General features: G+C 44.6%; 17 protein-coding genes. 15 read left to right on the top strand and 2 right to left on the bottom strand.

The genetic code is table 11. The features are described 5' to 3' along the window. Nucleotides 1-2: 2 nt before the first annotated feature. On the top strand, nucleotides 3-1,601 hold the full coding sequence (locus HED67_RS03715; RefSeq protein ID WP_221717554.1) for an ABC1 kinase family protein: 1,599 nt from the start codon (nucleotides 3-5) through the stop codon (nucleotides 1,599-1,601). Here the strand turns inward: HED67_RS03715 and HED67_RS17350 are convergent. Beyond that, nucleotides 1,562-1,744: a hypothetical protein gene (locus HED67_RS17350; protein ID WP_221717592.1), complete on the bottom strand. Its 183-nt coding sequence runs from the start codon at nucleotides 1,742-1,744 to the stop codon at nucleotides 1,562-1,564. The two genes, HED67_RS03715 and HED67_RS17350, sit on opposite strands and share 40 nt — an antisense overlap. Nucleotides 1,745-1,868: 124 nt before the next feature. Further along, a complete protein-coding gene (locus HED67_RS03725; RefSeq protein WP_221717555.1) occupies nucleotides 1,869-2,903 on the bottom strand; it encodes a 3-deoxy-7-phosphoheptulonate synthase in 1,035 nt (344 codons plus the stop codon). 267 nt (nucleotides 2,904-3,170) lie between these two features. Between HED67_RS03725 and HED67_RS03730 the strand changes: the two genes are divergently transcribed. From HED67_RS03730 to HED67_RS03795, 14 genes are all read left to right on the top strand, one after another. Next, nucleotides 3,171-4,328: a D-alanyl-D-alanine carboxypeptidase family protein gene (locus HED67_RS03730; RefSeq protein ID WP_246612088.1), complete on the top strand. Its 1,158-nt coding sequence runs from the start codon at nucleotides 3,171-3,173 to the stop codon at nucleotides 4,326-4,328. Between the two features lie 64 nt (nucleotides 4,329-4,392). Beyond that, nucleotides 4,393-5,292, top strand: coding sequence for a diacylglycerol/lipid kinase family protein (locus tag HED67_RS03735; protein ID WP_221717557.1), 900 nt, complete (start codon nucleotides 4,393-4,395; stop codon nucleotides 5,290-5,292). A gap of 19 nt (nucleotides 5,293-5,311) precedes the next feature. Continuing rightward, on the top strand, nucleotides 5,312-6,187 hold the full coding sequence (locus tag HED67_RS03740; RefSeq protein ID WP_221717558.1) for a metallophosphoesterase: 876 nt from the start codon (nucleotides 5,312-5,314) through the stop codon (nucleotides 6,185-6,187). Nucleotides 6,188-6,301: 114 nt separating this feature from the next. Beyond that, the gene (locus tag HED67_RS03745; protein WP_178441518.1) at nucleotides 6,302-7,093 is read left to right on the top strand and encodes a segregation and condensation protein A; all 792 of its coding nucleotides are present in this window, start codon (nucleotides 6,302-6,304) and stop codon (nucleotides 7,091-7,093) included. Nucleotides 7,094-7,095: 2 nt separating this feature from the next. Next, nucleotides 7,096-7,677 (top strand): SMC-Scp complex subunit ScpB, encoded by a 582-nt coding sequence (gene scpB, locus HED67_RS03750; RefSeq protein WP_221717559.1) that lies wholly within the window; start codon nucleotides 7,096-7,098, stop codon nucleotides 7,675-7,677. A 12-nt stretch (nucleotides 7,678-7,689) separates the two neighbouring features. Continuing rightward, a complete protein-coding gene (locus tag HED67_RS03755) occupies nucleotides 7,690-9,078 on the top strand; it encodes a Mur ligase family protein (RefSeq protein WP_221717560.1) in 1,389 nt (462 codons plus the stop codon). Further along, nucleotides 9,079-9,792 (top strand): hypothetical protein, encoded by a 714-nt coding sequence (locus HED67_RS03760; protein WP_246612089.1) that lies wholly within the window; start codon nucleotides 9,079-9,081, stop codon nucleotides 9,790-9,792. 82 nt (nucleotides 9,793-9,874) lie between these two features. Beyond that, nucleotides 9,875-10,819: an L-lactate dehydrogenase gene (locus HED67_RS03765; protein ID WP_178441516.1), complete on the top strand. Its 945-nt coding sequence runs from the start codon at nucleotides 9,875-9,877 to the stop codon at nucleotides 10,817-10,819. A gap of 225 nt (nucleotides 10,820-11,044) precedes the next feature. Continuing rightward, nucleotides 11,045-12,103 (top strand): D-alanyl-D-alanine carboxypeptidase family protein, encoded by a 1,059-nt coding sequence (locus tag HED67_RS03770; RefSeq protein ID WP_221717562.1) that lies wholly within the window; start codon nucleotides 11,045-11,047, stop codon nucleotides 12,101-12,103. Between the two features lie 260 nt (nucleotides 12,104-12,363). After that, nucleotides 12,364-13,818 (top strand): acyl-CoA carboxylase subunit beta, encoded by a 1,455-nt coding sequence (locus HED67_RS03775; protein WP_221717563.1) that lies wholly within the window; start codon nucleotides 12,364-12,366, stop codon nucleotides 13,816-13,818. 15 nt (nucleotides 13,819-13,833) lie between these two features. After that, the gene (locus HED67_RS03780) at nucleotides 13,834-14,235 is read left to right on the top strand and encodes an OadG family protein (RefSeq protein WP_178441075.1); all 402 of its coding nucleotides are present in this window, start codon (nucleotides 13,834-13,836) and stop codon (nucleotides 14,233-14,235) included. Nucleotides 14,236-14,249: 14 nt separating this feature from the next. Then, entirely contained in the window at nucleotides 14,250-14,624 is a 375-nt protein-coding gene (locus HED67_RS03785; RefSeq protein WP_221717564.1) for a biotin/lipoyl-containing protein, read from the top strand. Between the two features lie 41 nt (nucleotides 14,625-14,665). Continuing rightward, nucleotides 14,666-15,823 (top strand): sodium ion-translocating decarboxylase subunit beta, encoded by a 1,158-nt coding sequence (locus HED67_RS03790; RefSeq protein ID WP_015514147.1) that lies wholly within the window; start codon nucleotides 14,666-14,668, stop codon nucleotides 15,821-15,823. Between the two features lie 102 nt (nucleotides 15,824-15,925). Then, on the top strand, nucleotides 15,926-17,338 hold the full coding sequence (locus HED67_RS03795; RefSeq protein ID WP_221717565.1) for an oxaloacetate decarboxylase subunit alpha: 1,413 nt from the start codon (nucleotides 15,926-15,928) through the stop codon (nucleotides 17,336-17,338). Nucleotides 17,339-17,760 lie beyond the last annotated feature (422 nt).

Here is a 17,760-nt window from a genome sequence, read left to right on the forward strand (position 1 = left end):
GAATGAATATAAAATCTGAAAAAATCAGATCCAATGGTTACGGAGAACGCCTGAAAGAAATAACGGCTGTTCTCCATAAACATGCAATTACACGAGGCGTATCCCCAGAAAAGCTCAGGATGATTCTGGAGGATCTCGGACCCACTTACATTAAGCTTGGTCAGATTATGTCTCTTAGATCAGATATTCTCCCTAAACGGTATTGCGATGAGCTGATGAAATTGTGTTCTGATGTGGCGCCGATGCCCTTTGATCAGGTAGTGGATGTGATCCAGGAGTCATTTGGATGTCCGTGGCAGGAAGAGTTTCAGTCAATCGAAGAGGAGCCCTTAGGCTCTGCCTCCATTGCGCAGGTACATCATGCAGTGATGAAAACCGGTGAGCAGGTTGTCATCAAGGTTCAGCGCAAAGGCATTTACAGGACGATGGCCAGGGATATCGGACTGATGCATAAGGTTGTGCGGTTGCTGCCGCCGGTGAGCATCAAGGAGATGGTGGATCTTGATCTTGTCTTGGATGAATTGTGGAAAGTCACACAGGAGGAAATGAATTTCCTTACTGAGGCGGCCAATATGGAGGAGTTCCATCGTAAGAACAGAGAGGTGGCCTTTGTGGATACGCCGGTGTTATATAGGGAGTATACAACTCCGCATGTTATTGTGATGGAGTATATCGATGGCTTTTCCATTGATGATAAGGAGAATCTTCAGAAAAACGGCTATGATCTGAATGAGGTCGGCAGTAAGCTCATTGATAATTTTATTAAGCAGGTTATGGTAGATGGCTTTTTCCATGCCGATCCACATCCGGGTAATCTTCGTGTGCGGGACGGCAAGATCGTCTGGATCGACATGGGCATGATGGGACGGCTGTCTGAGCATGACAGAGAAGAAATCAGTCGGGCTATTCAGGGCATTGCCCTCAATGATATTAGTATGATCCAGGATGCAGTCTTGGCGCTGGGAGAGTTCCGAGGCAAACCGGATCAGAGTAAGCTGTTTGAGGATATACGAAATCTCATGGCAAAATATGGGGCAGAAGATCTGGGCAATATTGACATTGCAGAGATCATGCAGGACCTGATGGAAGTCATGAAGGAGAATAAGATTACGATGCCGCATGGACTGACCATGCTGGCGAGAGGTCTGACTCATATCGAAGGTGTACTGGCGGATATCAGTCCGGAGATCAATATGATGGAAATTGCTTCGGCCAGAGTGAGAAGTCAGATGTTTGAGGAAATGGACTGGAAGAAGGAATTAAAAAGCGGCGGCAAAACACTGTATCGCTCTTTTAGAAAGGCCATAGATATCCCGACATTGCTGGCAGACATTCTGCAGGGTCAGATGAAAGGTCAGACAAGGGTGAATCTCGATCTCCATGCCGGAGAAGATGTATCGAATCTGCTTAGACGGGTAACAAGAAATATTGTTATGGGTCTGTGGGTAATGGCATTGCTTATAAGCTCCAGTATTATCTGTACTACGGATATGAAACCGAAATTCCTCGGCATACCGGCATTGGGGGCCTTTGGCTATTTCATTGCCGTTATTATCGTATTTTATGTGTTTGCAAAACATATTTTTTCAAAGAGAAAGTAAAAATAAACTGAGGCTATTGCTGTATGTCTAAGCATGGCCTCCGTTTCCTTTTTGCTTTTGCTGCCGACAAATTCTTTTTGAATATGTTGACCGTTTTCATCTTCTATATAGAATCGATAATACCATTTAGAACCTTTACTCATTGTTAATGCCTCCTTGAATATAGTGTTAATTATTATGAAAAAAAGCTATAAAAATATGATCATACATATTCTTATAGCTTTCCCTTTATTTTTACCTTATGCACCTGATATAACAATAATTATTTTAAACTCGTTCCGCAATATCATACAGCAGTCTTTCGGAATCTTCCCATCCGAGGCAAGGATCTGTAATTGATTTGCCGTAAACATGATTTGCACAGCCAACTTTCTGGTTGCCTTCAACAATGTAGCTTTCAATCATGACACCCTTGACAAGCTTGCGGATGTCATCGGAGTGCTGACGGCTGCTTAATACTTCCTTGACAATACGGATCTGCTCTTTATGTTTTTTGCCGGAATTGGAATGGTTGGCATCAATCACACAGGCAGGATTCTTCAGGCCTTTTTCTGCATACATTTCATTGAGCAGCTGTAAGTCTTCGTAATGATAGTTCGGATGAGTCTGGCCATGTTTGTCAACAGCACCGCGCAGGATGGTATGGGCATATGGATTGCCGTCTGTTGTGGCATCCCATCCGCGATAGATGAAGTTGTGACCATGCTGGGCTGCAACGACGGAATTCAGCATAACGGATAAGTCACCGCTTGTTGGATTCTTCATACCTGTCGGTACTTCGATACCGCTGGCAACAAGACGATGCTGCTGGTCTTCCACGGATCGTGCACCTACAGCGACATAAGAAAGAATATCTGACAGATATCTGTAATTCTCCGGGTAGAGCATTTCATCTGCAATCGGCATTTTAAATGTCTGCAGTGCATGCATATGTATCTTTCTGATGGCGATGAGACCGTTTAATAAGTCAGGTGCTTCCTCAGGATTTGGCTGATGGAGCATACCTTTGTAGCCTTCACCGGTTGTACGAGGTTTGTTGGTATAGATACGCGGTACAAGCACCAGCTTGTCCTGAACCTTGTCCTGAACTTTGGTAAGTCTGCTGATATAGTCGCAGACTGCTTCTTCATTATCGGCGGAGCAAGGTCCGATGATGACCATAAATTTGTCGGAGGCACCTGTAATAATATCAATCAGTTCCTGGTCTTTTGCTGCCTTCAGGGCAGCCAGTTCTGCAGAAACAGGATATAATTCTTTGATTTCCATTGGTGTCGGAAGTTTTTTAGTTAAAACAAAGCTCATAAAGTTTCTCTCCTTGGTAACATTTTCGTAACTGTAAAAAATGTGAACAGTTACACATTTTCTGCAATCAATTATAGCTGAAAAGGAAAATGATGTAAAGGCATAAGTTAATGGGTACAAACGTAAACTGTAAAAAAAGCACGGTGATAGGTGATGGGAAAGAAAATAATAACAATTATTCTGTTATTGGGAATTTTCCTAAACAGCAGAGTCCTGTTTGTATATGCAGAGAATGAAAATACGGCAGAAAGTACGGAGTCAGGATCAATGTTGGAAAAAACAGAAGATCTGGAATTAAAAAATCAGGGGGCAGCCTCAAAAAAAGCAGCTGTAACAGTGACATCAGAGGCAGCGATTTTAATGGAGGCACAGACAGGAACGGTGATCTGTGAGAAGAACCAGGATGAGCGGGTCAGTCCGGCCAGTATCACTAAGATAATGACTTTGCTGTTGATATATGATGCACTTCATGACGGAAGGCTGCAGCTTTCAGATAAGGTGACTACCAGTGCCCATGCAAAATCCATGGGTGGATCCCAGGTTTTTCTTGAGGAAGGTGAAGTGCAGACAGTTGAAACAATGATCAAATGTATTGTCATCGCTTCGGGAAACGATGCTTCAGCAGCAATGGCGGAGCATATCAGCGGCAGCGAAGATGCTTTTGTGGCAGCCATGAACCAGAAAGCCGGTGAACTTGGAATGACAGGGACACATTTTGTAGATTGCTGCGGGTTGACGGATTCTGATGATCATTATACAACGGCAAAGGATGTTGCTTTGATGGCCCGTGCCCTTATAACGAATTACCCGGAGATTTCAGAGTATGCCACAATCTGGATGGAGAATATAACGCATGAAACGAAAAGAGGAAGCAGTGAATTTGGTCTGTCCAATACGAATAAACTTCTGAAAATGGCCAATAATTTTGAAGTGACGGGTTTAAAAACAGGTTCTACTGCAAAAGCGGGCTATTGTTTTTGCGGAACCGCAGTGAAAGATGGTCTGAACCTTATTGCAGTGGTGATGGATGCGCCGGATTATAAAATCCGTTTTTCAGAGGTTCAGCAACTTTTAAACTATGGTTTTGCCAATTGCCGTGCTTACAGGGATGATAACCCTCCGGAGCTTTTGCCGATGGCAGTAAAAGACGGACAAAAGGAATGGGTGACGTTAGCCTATGAGCAGCCGTTTTCTTATATTACGTTTCGCGGTGAAAATCCTGAGGATATCCGTTCGGAACTGGTGCTTGATAATCATTTGATGCCGCCTTTTGAGGCAGGTACAAGGGTCGGACGGCTTGTGTATTATCTGGATGGGCAGGAGATAGGGGATACAGCTGTTGTTGTAACGGAAGGTGTGGAGCGGGCCGGTTTCATTGATTATTTACAAAAAGTTTACAGGAATTTTATGAGCATCAGTGGTTAGATATAGGCTATTTAAATAATTCATGTTATAATAGACTGTATTGAAAAACTTTTTGGAGGATTATATGATGGATCAGCGCGTGTTACTTATGGTTAATCCAATGGCGGGGCGTCAGAAGATACGAAATGAATTGATTTATGTCGTTGATGCACTGACAAAAGCCGGATATGAGACGACTATTTATACAACACAGGGAAAAGATGCCACCAGAAAGCTTATGGCAGAAAAAGACAGCCAGTTTGACAAAGTGATCTGTTGCGGCGGTGACGGTACATTTAATGAGATTTTATCGGCAACCATGAACTGGGAAAAGCGGCCCTTGCTTGGTTATATTCCTGCGGGAACTACCAATGATTTTGCATCAGGTCTTAAACTGCCGTCTGATATCAGAGCAGCAGCGAAGAATATTATTCAGGGAACACCCCATACCGTAGATGCCGGAAGATTTAATCTGTCTTATTTTTCTTATGTGGCATCTTTTGGGGCTTTTACAGAGACTTCTTATTCAACGCCGCAGAATTTTAAGAATGCATTGGGACATCTGGCTTATATTCTTGAAGGGATTAAAGAAATTCCTGCGTTTACATCTTATACAGTCTGCATAGAAGCGGACGGACAGATTTATAAAGATGCCTATATCTTTGGAGCGGTCAGCAACGCCAGAAGCGTAGGCGGCATTCTGAAGATCAGTGATTCCCTGGTGGACTTAAATGATGGTATATTTGAAGTGATGATGATTAAGATGCCAAAGACTTTGATGGATCTCAGTGCTATTGTGACATCTCTGACATCCCTGAATCCGGCGAAGTATGATCCGTCCATGTTTCTGTTTTTACAGACAAAGCATTTGAAGATTACATTTGATCAGGAGATGGTATGGTCCCTGGACGGTGAACGTGTGAGCGGCGGCAGAACGGCAGAGATCAGCTGTATCAAAGATGCTTTCAAAATATTGACAGTCTGATTGAATGAATGGAGGCAGAATGAGAGAAAAGAAGAAATGGATGATGGCTGCGGCTGCTGTTGTGGGAGCAGTCACGGGCCGTATCTGCTATGAGTGCAGACATTTTACGACAGAATATTATGATGTCACTTCAGACAAAATACCGGAAGCTTTTGAGGGCTTCCGTTTTGTTGTGCTGACAGATCTTCATAATTATGACTTTGATCATGGCAACAGGAAACTGTTGGCACAGATTGAGCATTTAAAACCGGATGCAGTCATGATTGCCGGGGATATGATTGATGCTCATCCGGGAGCAGATATGTCTGTTGCCATCCGGATGATGCGGATGCTGTGTGACAGGTGGCCGGTCTATTTTGGCAACGGTAATCATGAGCAGCGTATTGAACTGTATCCTGAGACATATGGGGACATGAATGAACGCTGGTGCAAAGCAATTCGGCATCCAAACCTCCACCTGTTGAGAAACCAGCATTTAAACATATGCAAAGATGGCGAAGAAATCTGTGTTTATGGTCTGGAACTGAATAGGAAGTATTATAAACGTTTCAGGAAAGTACCTATGACAAGGCATTACATGACGGAGAAACTGGGGATATGTGACAGGAACAGGTTCAATCTCCTGCTGGCACATAATCCGTTTTATTTTGATGAATATGCCAAATGGGGAGCAGATCTTGTATTGTCCGGGCATGTCCATGGCGGTGTGGTGATCCTGCCGTTTCTGGGCGGTGTGCTCTCGCCGCAGGTTCGCCTTTTTCCTAAATATTATGCAGGGGAATACTTCCGGGACAGCAGTGAGATGATCTTGAGCCGTGGGCTGCATATGCACAGTTTTCGTATTCGCCTGCTGAACATGCCGGAACTATCCTGTGTGACATTGCGTCGTTCCTGAAGAAAAGGATTGACAGATATGGCGGAAAATGCCACAATAGATAGACGAAAGGTAACTATTCAGTCCTTACTGCCTTCTGAATAGTTACGACGAAAGGTTCAAAAGCAGAATATGATGGAAATGACATTTAAATTAGAGGTTTTTGAAGGCCCGCTGGATTTGCTGCTGCATTTGATCGATATCAATAAGATTGACATTTATGATATTCCCATTTCACTGATCACGGATCAGTATATGGCATATATTCATCAGATGCAGATTGAGGATATGGATGTGACCAGTGATTTTCTGGTTATGGCGGCAACGCTGCTTCGCATCAAATCCAAGATGCTGCTGCCGGTGGAGACAGTGGAGGCAGAAGAAACTGGAGAGGATCCAAGGCTTGAACTGGTGAATCGACTGCTGGAATACAAAACCTACAAATATATTGCTCAGGAACTGAAGGACAGAGCATTTCTGGCAGCCCAGACAGTATATAAGCCCACGACCATTCCCCCTGATATGGTTTATACAGAACCGCCGGTGGATTTGGATGAGCTGGTGGGAGATATGAATCTGGAGAAACTTCATCGGATATTTCAGTCAGTGATGAAGCGTCAGTTTGATAAGATCGACCCGATACGAAGCAAGTACGGACGGATTGAGCAGGAACCGGTGAAACTGTCAGATAAGATGAGCAGCATTCGGAAGACTGTGGCCGAGCGGAAGAAACCGGTCAGTTTCAGGGGTCTTTTAAATGCACAGTCAACCAAAGAAGAAGTCATCGTCACATTTCTGGCGATACTTGAGTTGATGAAAGATGGTTCGGTAAGGATCGTACAGGAGCATCTGTTTGACGATATCATGATCTCACCGGGAGATACTATCCGACAACCGGAAGAGAATGCGACAGGAGTGACAGAATAGACATGGAAGAAGTTTTAAAGCCGGATGAAGCGGAGGCCGCCATTGAGGCCCTTTTATTTACCATGGGAGAGGCAATCAGTGCAGAAACCCTCGGTGCTGCCATCGGGCATGATAAGGCGACAGTGGTCAGGCTTGTACACCGTCTGATGGACAGATATCAGAATGAGAAGAGAGGTATCCGTATCATTGAATTGGATGGTGCTTTTCAGATGTGTACGAGTCCGGAGATGTATGATTATGTGATCAAACTGACACATCAGCCGAAGAAGCAGGTGTTGACAGATGTTATGCTTGAGACCCTGGCGATCGTTGCCTATAAACAGCCGGTGACAAAGGCGGAGATTGAACAGATCCGCGGCGTCAGTTGCAGCCATGCGATCAATAAATTACTGGAATATGGTTTGATCACAGAAGCCGGAAGATTGAATGCACCGGGGCGGCCGATCCTCCTGGCTACAACAGAGGAATTTTTGCGGACCTTTGGTGTTCAGTCTGTAGAGAATCTCCCGTCGATTTCGCCGGAAGAGCTTGATACACTGAAGACAGAAGCAGAAGAAGAAGTTCAGATGACACTTGATGTATAGAGAGGAACAGTTATGAAGAATTCTAAGAAAAAAACAATGCGTTTTTATTTGACGCTGGCAGGCATCAAAGTATTGATCAAAGTCCTGCAGCTTTGTGGAAAGAATGCCACACATGTACCGGGCCGAAAAGCCATTAATATCTGTCCGGATTTTCTGGATCAGATTGATAAACCGGAGTTTATCATTGGCATTACCGGCACCAACGGCAAGACAACCGTATCCAATTTGATTGCAGATGTGATGCAGGACAACGGCTATGATATTGTAGATAATCGTTTTGGCGGCAATATTGATTCCGGTATTGCCTCCGCGTTGATTAAGAATTCCACCCTAGGCGGTCATATGAAGAAGAAATATGCCGTTTTGGAAATCGATGAGAGAATGACGACGAAGATTTTCCCGTATGTCCAGCCGGATATCCTTGTCTGCACCAATCTTTTCAGAGATTCCTATAAGAGAAATGCCCATTCAGAATTTATTTCAGGTATTCTGAATCAGACCATTCCTGCAAAATCAAAACTTGTTTTGAATGGAGAAGATCTTGTCAGCAACCATCTGGCACCGGACAATGACAGAGTTTACTTTGGCATTGCCTGCGAGGATGAGAAGACAACTTCTACCAACAACATCATCAAAGATGTGGTTGCCTGCCCGAAATGCGGTGCCAAACTGAATTATGAATATATCCGTTATAACCACATCGGACGTGCTTTCTGTCCGAATTGTGATTTTGGTTCACCGGAAATGGATTATGCTGTGGAAGCCATTGATTATAGAAACCGACGGGTGCATATCCGTACGCCGAAGGGCAATATGGAAGTGAAGCTGCTGGGAGATAATATTACAGATGCTTACAATACAGTGACAGCTGTTACGGCTCTGGAGGAATTTGGTCTGACAGCAGATGCCATCAGCCGTTCCTTTGAGAAGATGCAGATTGCCGGAACACGTTTTGGATGTGTGGAGGTGAATGGCCGCAAGATTATTACAGATGTTGCCAAGGGACAGAACCCGATCGCTGTTTCAAGAGTTTGTGATTTTGTTCGCCATGAGCCGGGCAAAAAAGCAGTTGTGCTTATTCTGGATGATTATTTTGATCGTCAGGATTCATCTGAGAATATTGCATGGTTTTTTGATACAGATTTTGAATTTCTTAATGATCCGGGAATCACTCAGATTGTTGTGGGCGGACCGCGCTGTATGGATATGCATCTCAGACTTCTGATGGCCGGCATTCCGGAAGAGAAGATTATATGCTGTGATGAAGAGCCGGATACTGAAAAATATGTCGATCTTAATAAAGCGGAGCATGTTTATATTTTACATGATATTTATACAACACAGTATGCCAGAGCCATTCAGAAAAATCTGGGTGAGCATTTAAAAAAGGAGGGCAGATAGATGATGACACGTATTGAAGTATTATTTCCTGAGTTTTGCAGTCTTTTTGCGGATTCCAGCAATGTACGTTATCTTGAAAGATGTCTGCCGGATGCAGAGTTTGTGTATACTTCCTATATGGATGAACCATTATTCGTTACTGAGAAGCCGGATCTGATTTATATGGGTGCCATGACGGAAAGTGCACAGGAGAAGATTATTAAGAAATTAATGCCATATAAAGAGCGGATTGCCCAGTTGATTTCTGAGGATGTTCCGATGCTGTTTACCAACAATGCGGTGGAGATTTTTGGACAGTATATTGAGAATGAGGATGGTTCGAAGATTGAAGCATTGAACCTTTATCCGATTTATGCCAAACGTGATATGATGCATCGTTTCAATTGTCTGCTGAGAGGCAATTTTGATGATATTCAGATTGTTGGCTTTAAGACTCAGTTTACCATGGCTTACGGTGATACGGACAAGTATCCTTTTATTCACGTGGACAAGGGCACGGGCATGAACAAAGAGACGGTTAATGAAGGTATTCGTGATCATAACTTCTTTGCGACTTATCTTGTGGGGCCTTTCCTGGTTCTGAATCCACTATTTACGAAATATCTGCTGAATGATGTGATGAAGCTGGATGCAACTCTGGCTTTTGAACCAGTGATTATGGAAGCTTATGAACGTCGTTTGAAGGAATTCCTTGATCCAAAGACACAATATTAAAAACAATTTCCTGTATAGACAACAGGATTCTGCACAGACTAAGAGCAGCTTACAGAACTGTTTTTGGAGGTGCGCAAAAGTGATGAATATACAGAAATGTGCAATTGTAGGCTGCGGTGCCGTTGGGGCGACCGCAGCCTATACTTTACTTGGGAGCGGTCTTTTTAATGAACTGATACTGATTGATATCAATCGGAAAAAGGCAGAGGGAGAAGCTATGGATATTGGTCATGGGGTGCCTTTTATCCATCCCGTGGAAATTTATGCAGGGACTTATGAAGATTTGGCAGACGCCTATCTGGTGATCGTGACGGCGGGAGCCAATCAGCTTCCAGGAGAGTCGAGAATCAATTTGACAGAAAAAAATGTCCGGATTTTTCAGTCCATTATCCCGGAAATTGTCCGTTACAATACGGAATGCCTGCTGCTTATTGTTGCCAATCCGGTGGATATTCTGACAACTGTGGCCCTACGTCTGTCCGGTTTTCCACCGGAGAGAGTTATCGGCAGCGGAACAGTACTGGATTCTTCCAGGTTCAAGTACCGTCTGGGAGAGTATATCGGTATCGACCACCGCAATGTTCATGCATTTATTATTGGGGAACATGGTGACAGTGAGGTGGCGGTCTGGAGTTCAGCCACAGTATCCGGCATAGCTGTGAGGGATTTTTGTGATGAACTGGGGATTGTCTTTACACGGGAGCAGATGGATGAGATCGTCCGGGACGTGAAAAACAGTGCTTATGAGATTATAGAGAAAAAAGGAGCCACATTTTATGCAGTAGCGCTGGCAATCCGCCGTATTGCGGAAGCGCTGATCCGGGATGAACATTCCCTGTTGACCGTGTCCGGGTATTGCAGCGGAGCCTATGAGATTGAAGATGTCTGTATTGGGCTTCCGATGATCCTGGGCAGGGATGGCATTGAGAATATTGTGGAAATTCCGTTGAATCAGTTAGAAAAAGATAATCTTCATGAATCTGCCGATGCGCTGAAAAAGGTTTTGACGGATATGGGTATTAATTAAGATGAAAAATGCATAGATTAAGCCAGGAGTATCAATAGATAAGGTGATGCCCTGGCCTTTCAATAAAAGGCTGCGGGCAGAACCTGAAAGGACGGTTTGTGAATGAATGACCGGATCAAACAAATGGGTCAATTCCTAATGGTTGCTTTAGGCATATTCTGTACATTGTTCATTCTAATACAAAATCCTGCGTCAGCGGCGGAGACGGAGCTGCAGGAGGAAAAGTTGTCATTGAACGCCCGTGCAGCAGTGCTGATGGATGCTGACAGCGGGCGTATTCTTTATGGTAAAGAGGCGGATAGTGTTTATCCTATGGCCAGTACAACCAAAATTATGACATTGATAGTGGCTCTGGAAAATAATGAAGCAGATAAAATTGTGACAGCCTCTGCTTATGCGGCTTCCATGCCGAAGGTTCATCTGGGGGTGCAGGCAGGTGAGCGTTACCGCATGGAGGATTTATATTATGCCATGATGCTGGAATCTTTTAATGATGCGGCGGTGATGATTGCGGAGGGAACGGCAGGGAGCGTTGAAGCCTTTGCTGTAATGATGAATGAAAAGGCAGTCTCTCTGGGGTGCACGCAGACGTATTTTATTACCCCTAACGGGCTGGATGCTGTTGACGAAAAGGGTGTACACTGTTCCACAGCGGCGGATATGGCAAAGATCATGCGATATGCCATTCAAGACGAATTGTTCCGGCAGATCACGCAGACGATGCATTATGCATTTACTGATTGTGACGGAAAAAGAAGTTTCTCAGTACATAATAAAAATGCCCTGCTGACCATGATGGAAGGGGTTTTATCTGGGAAAACCGGATACACGGCAGATGCAGGCTATTGCTATGTCTGTGCCGTGCAGAAAGGAGACCAGACATTTATTGTAAGCCTTCTTGGCAGCGGATGGCCGCCACATAAAGGTTATAAGTGGTCGGATGTACAAACACTGCTAGACTATGGCGACAAGAATTATCGTTATCAGACCATTGATATCAGCAAAGAAGTTCCGGATAGGCAGGTACATGTTATGAACGGGGAACAGGATTTTGCTGCCGTGAGAGCCCAAGAGACAAATTACAGGTTTCTTTTAAGTTCGGAGGATAAAGTACATGTGGAGAGTGTGCTTCCGGGACAGTTGGAGGCACCGGTGGAGGCAGGACAGCCGGTGGGCAGTATTCAGGTATTTGTGAATGGTGATATAGCAGCAAAGAGCCATTACGCCGCCATAAACAAAACAGATGTCAAACGTACTTGGAGAGAGCGTTTGTTGAGAAAGTAAGTGATTGTCTGTGGGAGGCTTATATGGGGCTTTTTGTATTATTTGCGGAATATTTTGGCTGGATTATAATATAAAATCACAAAGAATTTGAAATGAAAAAAATATACAATTTATTGATAAATTATTGAAATAATACAAAAATTATCAATAAAAATAGTAAAAATATACAAATGTACTTGAAGCAATACAATTAGTCTGGTAAAATAACAGATAAGAAACGGCAAAATTTTTGTCAGTTAAGAGAGGATGAGGGCATAATTATGAGTCAGGTTAAGGCAATGTCTGCCGTGGAACGTATTGAGAGTTTGTTGGATGCCGGAAGTTTTATCGAAATCGGTGCTTCTGTTCATGCAAGAAATACGGATTTTAACATGCCGGAGAAGCAGACGCCGGCAGATGGCGTAATCACAGGATATGGTACGATCGACAGCAATCTTGTCTATGTATTTAGTCAGGATCCATCTGTGATGGGCGGAGCGATCGGAGAGATGCATGCACGCAAGATTGAGAAGATCTATGAACTGGCATTGAAGATGGGTGCGCCGGTTATTGGCATGTATGACTGTGCAGGGCTGAGACTGCAGGAAGCAACAGATGCATTGGATGCGTTGGGAAAACTGTACAGACAACAGACAGCAGCTTCAGGTGTCATTCCGCAATATGCGGCAGTATTTGGCCAGTGCGGCGGCGGTACGGCTTTGCTGACAGCATTATCAGATTTTACTTTTATGGTGAAGGACACAAGCGCACTTTTTGTCAATGCACCGAATACACTGGATGATGGTTGCGGTGCGGCTGAGAGGTATGCCAGTGCAGAGTTTCAGGGCAGGGAGACTGGCAATGCGGATTTTGTCTGCGAGAACGAAGAGACATTGCTGGCACAGCTGCGTGAACTGGTGCTGATGCTTCCGTTTAATCAGGAAGATGTTCTGGATTATGACGTATGCGAAGATGATTTGAACAGAAAGATCGCAGACTATTCAGGAACAGGTGATGCGGCACAGATACTGAAGGATATTACGGATGTCGGCAGGTATGTGGAGGTAACGGCCGGTTATGCCAGAGAGCTGGTGACAGCTTTTGTTAAACTGAATGGACTTACTGTCGGTGCAGTGGCCAATAGAACAGAGATTCTGGATGAGAATGGTGAGGCAGCTGAATCATTTAACGGCAAGTTGACAACAGAAGGACTTCAGAAAGCAGCAGATTTTATTCGTTTCTGTGATGCATTTTCAATTCCGGTGCTGTCCCTGGTTTCTGCAACCGGCTTTGATACAACCGTGGCCAATGAAAAGAGTGTTGCCAGAGAAGCAGCCAGACTGATTCATACTTTTGCGGATGCATCCGCACCGAAGGTGACATTGCTGACAGGTGAAGCTTACGGCAGTGCTTATCTGACCATGAATTCAGGACATATCGGTGCAGATCTTGTTTATGCATGGCCGACGGCGTCTGTTGGCATGATGCCTGCAGAGAATGCGGTAAAGATTATCTACAATGATGAGATTAATGCTTCTGATGATGCACAGGGACTGATCGCAGAGAAGGCAGCAGCTTATGCGGCACTTCAGACGAGTCCTGAATCTGCGGCAGGCAGAGGTTATGTGGATGCGGTGATTGAACCGGAGAGTACAAGACAGCATTTGATCGCAGCATTTGAGATGCTTTATTCAAAGCGAGCCGTACGACCTTCTAAGAAGCACAGTACGCTGTAATTGGAGGCGCTATCTATGAAGAAGAAATTAATGGCTTGTGCGGCTTTTTTGCTGCCGACGCTGGCGCTTACCGGCTGTGGTTCACAGTTTGGAGATAAGATGGTAAGAGCCGGAATGAATACATTGATGGGTATGGGAACAGTCTTTGTTGTTCTGATATTCATTGCATTTCTCATATCAAGATTTAAATACATCAGTCAGCTGGAGAACTGGTTCAGAAACCGTAAGACGAAGAATGAACAGGCAGTTACTGAGACTGTTGCTGAAGAACCGGCGGCAGATGAGGAAGAAATTGATGAAACGGATGATCTGGCTCTTGTGGCAGTGATTACTGCTGCACTGGCTGCATCCCTTGAGACATCACCGGATAAGTTAATCGTCCGTTCAATTCGAAGAAAAAATACGAACCGCTGGTAGGAGGATAAGTAATTATGAAAAACTATATTGTGACCGTTAATGGTGTCAGCTATGAAGTTTCTGTTGAGGAAGTAGGAGAGGGTCAGGCAGCAGCGCCTGCAGCCGCTCCAGTGAAAGCCACTCCTGTAAAGGCAGCAGCCCCTGCTAAGAAGGCCAAAGCATCCGGAGCAGCAGGCTCTGTGAAGGTTTCTGCACCAATGCCAGGCAAGATCATTGCAGTGAAGAAAGATGCCGGTGCTGCAGTGAAGAAGGGCGAAGTCATTCTTGTCCTTGAAGCGATGAAGATGGAGAACGAAATTGTTGCACCGCAGGATGGCACAGTTGCATCTGTGAATGTTGGAGCCGGTGATGCGGTTGAAGCCGGTGATGTTCTCGCAACGATGAATTAATGTCACTGTTAATTTAATTCATCTGTACGGGAGGCTTCAATATGGATTATATTTTTACAACATTAGGAAATCTCGTCCATCAGACTGCATTTTTCAATCTGACGGTGGGAAATTTTATCATGATATTTGTGGCATGCTTTTTCCTGTATCTGGCCATTGGACGCGGCTATGAGCCGCTTCTTCTTGTGCCGATCGCATTTGGTATGCTTCTGGTCAATCTGTATCCGGATATCATGAAAACTGTGGAGGAGGCCGCTGCGGACGGCAGTACATCAGCTGGTCTTCTGCATTATTTCTTTCTTGGAGACGAGTGGGGCATATGGCCGTCACTGATCTTCCTTGGTGTCGGTGCCATGACGGACTTTGGACCGCTGATCGCCAATCCTGCCAGCTTCCTTCTGGGAGCAGCAGCACAGTTTGGTATTTTCTTTGCTTATATTGGCGCTATGTGTCTTGGATTTGAAGATGCAGCGGCTGCAGCAATTTCCATTATCGGCGGTGCGGACGGCCCGACATCCATATATCTGGCCAGTAAGCTGGGACAGGCACATCTTATGGGACCGATTGCCGTAGCGGCATATTCCTATATGTCCCTGGTACCGATTATTCAGCCGCCGATCATGAAGGCACTGACAACAAAAGAAGAACGTTCCATCAAGATGGAGCAGTTAAGACCGGTATCCAAGCTGGAGAAGATCCTTTTCCCTATCATTGTTACTGTTGTGGTCGTACTGATTCTGCCTTCAACAGCACCCCTTGTAGGTATGCTGATGCTGGGCAACCTTTTCAGAGAAAGCGGTGTGGTTAAACAGCTTGCTGAAACAGCATCTAATGCCATGATGTATATCATCGTTATTCTTCTTGGTACATCCGTTGGTGCCACAACAAGTGCAGAAGCATTCCTGAATTGGACAACCATCAAGATTGTAGCCCTTGGCCTGATAGCCTTTGCAGTGGGAACAGCATCCGGTGTCCTGTTTGGCAAAATTATGTGCAAAGTAACCGGAGGCAAGGTAAATCCTCTGATTGGTTCCGCGGGCGTATCCGCAGTACCGATGGCAGCCCGTGTTTCTCAGAAAGTCGGTGCCGAAGAGGATCCGACAAATTTCCTGTTGATGCATGCCATGGGACCGAACGTTGCCGGTGTTATCGGTACAGCAGTTGCTGCCGGTGTGTTTATGGCTATTTTTGGTGCATAAGGATTCGGTTTTTACGATGTATCTGCAGAGCAGACACGGATTTGGCGCCGGTGTCTGCGGGCAGATCCTGAGTTTGATAAATGAATGATAGGAGAATGAAAAATGTCCGAGATTAAGAAAAAACCTGTGGGTATTACTGAGACTATTCTCAGAGATGCCCATCAGTCACAAATTGCCACACGAATGACGACAGAGCAGATGCTGCCGATTATCGACAAGATGGATCAGGTTGGCTACCATTCTGTAGAATGCTGGGGCGGAGCCACTTTTGATGCCTGCCTGCGTTTCCTGAAGGAGGATCCATGGGAGAGACTTCGTAAATTAAGAGACGGATTTAAGCATACAAAGCTTCAGATGCTGTTCAGAGGTCAGAATATTCTTGGCTATCGTCATTACGCAGATGATGTGGTTGAGTATTTTGTTCAGAAATCCATTGCAAATGGTATTGATATTATTCGTATTTTTGATGCGTTTAACGATCTCCGCAACCTTGAAACATCTGTTAAGGCCTGCAAAAAGGAAGGCGGCCATGCACAGATCGCGCTTTGTTATACACTGGGAGAAGCGTATACCTTGGATTACTGGAAAGAAATTGCCAAGAGAATCGAGGAGATGGGGGCTGATTCCATCTGTATTAAGGATATGGCAGGCTTGCTTGTGCCTTATGAGGCAGAAGAACTTGTAAAAGCGTTAAAGGCTTCTACAAAACTGCCAATTCAGCTGCATACCCATTACACAAGTGGTGTTGCTTCAATGACCTATATGAAAGCTGTTGAGGCAGGATGCGATGTCATTGATACAGCGATGTCACCGTTTGCCCTGGGCACCAGTCAGCCGGCTACGGAGGTTATGTGTGAGACATTCAGGGGCACACCGTTTGATACAGGCCTTGATCAGAAACTGCTGGCAGAGATTGCAGATTATTTCAGACCGATTCAGGAAGAAGCTTTAAAGAGCGGTCTGCTGAATCCGAAGGTGCTTGGCGTCAACATCAAGACACTGATGTATCAGGTACCCGGCGGTATGCTTTCCAATCTGGTATCGCAGTTGAAAGATGCACATGCAGAGGATAAATATTATGATGTACTTGAGGAAATCCCTCGTGTAAGAAAAGACTTTGGTGAACCGCCGCTTGTAACACCATCATCACAGATTGTCGGTACCCAGGCTGTACTGAACGTTCTGATGGGTGAACGCTATAAGATGATCACCAAAGAAAGCAAGGCACTGCTTCATGGCGAATATGGTCAGACCGTGAAGCCGTTTAATCCTGAAGTTCAGAAGAAAGCCTGTGGTGATGAGACGCCGATCACGTGTCGTCCGGCGGACCTTCTGAAACCTGAGCTGAAGGAAATGGAGAAAGAGATGGCCCGCTATAAACAGCAGGATGAAGATGTATTATCCTATGCTTTATTCCCGCAGGTAGCCGTTGATTTCTTCAAATACCGGGAGGCACAGCAGGAGAAAGTGGATCCGGCCAAAGCAGATACGAAAGCCGGAGCATATCCGGTATAAGAGATAGCTGATTTTATATTTTGATGATATGTGGTCAGAAGCATAAAAAGAAATCCCCAATGAGCAATTGTTCGTTGGGGATTTCTTATGAAAATCTACGGTTCCCACGCCGATTGGTTCATCCAATCACGTTAGAGAATTAACATGAAATAGGATAGGCCAATTTTGATTTTCGGAGGTTTTATAGAACAATAGTGCTGAAAGAAATTGATGTTAGACGATGATTTTCAGACAAAAAAATAAGAACTTCAAAAAATTTGAAAAAAGTACTGTACAAATTTAAAATTCATGATATAATAACATCAACACGATGTTAATAAATTAACGAATGCTTATGGGAGTTGAAAACGAATAGAATGATGAATGAGAGAATAACAGTTTTCAAAGGGCATCGTTAATGAGCGCGTGAGTTGCTTTATTAA

It is taken from the genome of Pseudocoprococcus catus (assembly GCF_019734885.1).
GTDB classification, from domain to species: Bacteria; Bacillota; Clostridia; order Lachnospirales; family Lachnospiraceae; genus Coprococcus_A; species Coprococcus_A catus.

Excerpts from the sequence above, each read along its gene's own strand:
- HED67_RS03715 (WP_221717554.1), top strand. The coding sequence starts at position 3 with ATGAATATAAAATCTGAAAAAATCAGATCCAATGGTTACGGAGAACGC.
- HED67_RS17350 (WP_221717592.1), bottom strand. The coding sequence starts at position 1,744 with ATGAGTAAAGGTTCTAAATGGTATTATCGATTCTATATAGAAGATGAA.
- HED67_RS03725 (WP_221717555.1), bottom strand. The coding sequence starts at position 2,903 with ATGAGCTTTGTTTTAACTAAAAAACTTCCGACACCAATGGAAATCAAA.
- HED67_RS03730 (WP_246612088.1), top strand. The coding sequence starts at position 3,171 with ATGTTGGAAAAAACAGAAGATCTGGAATTAAAAAATCAGGGGGCAGCC.
- HED67_RS03735 (WP_221717557.1), top strand. The coding sequence starts at position 4,393 with ATGATGGATCAGCGCGTGTTACTTATGGTTAATCCAATGGCGGGGCGT.
- HED67_RS03740 (WP_221717558.1), top strand. The coding sequence starts at position 5,312 with ATGAGAGAAAAGAAGAAATGGATGATGGCTGCGGCTGCTGTTGTGGGA.
- HED67_RS03745 (WP_178441518.1), top strand. The coding sequence starts at position 6,302 with ATGGAAATGACATTTAAATTAGAGGTTTTTGAAGGCCCGCTGGATTTG.
- scpB (WP_221717559.1), top strand. The coding sequence starts at position 7,096 with ATGGAAGAAGTTTTAAAGCCGGATGAAGCGGAGGCCGCCATTGAGGCC.
- HED67_RS03755 (WP_221717560.1), top strand. The coding sequence starts at position 7,690 with ATGAAGAATTCTAAGAAAAAAACAATGCGTTTTTATTTGACGCTGGCA.
- HED67_RS03760 (WP_246612089.1), top strand. The coding sequence starts at position 9,079 with ATGATGACACGTATTGAAGTATTATTTCCTGAGTTTTGCAGTCTTTTT.
- HED67_RS03765 (WP_178441516.1), top strand. The coding sequence starts at position 9,875 with ATGAATATACAGAAATGTGCAATTGTAGGCTGCGGTGCCGTTGGGGCG.
- HED67_RS03775 (WP_221717563.1), top strand. The coding sequence starts at position 12,364 with ATGAGTCAGGTTAAGGCAATGTCTGCCGTGGAACGTATTGAGAGTTTG.
- HED67_RS03780 (WP_178441075.1), top strand. The coding sequence starts at position 13,834 with ATGAAGAAGAAATTAATGGCTTGTGCGGCTTTTTTGCTGCCGACGCTG.
- HED67_RS03785 (WP_221717564.1), top strand. The coding sequence starts at position 14,250 with ATGAAAAACTATATTGTGACCGTTAATGGTGTCAGCTATGAAGTTTCT.
- HED67_RS03790 (WP_015514147.1), top strand. The coding sequence starts at position 14,666 with ATGGATTATATTTTTACAACATTAGGAAATCTCGTCCATCAGACTGCA.
- HED67_RS03795 (WP_221717565.1), top strand. The coding sequence starts at position 15,926 with ATGTCCGAGATTAAGAAAAAACCTGTGGGTATTACTGAGACTATTCTC.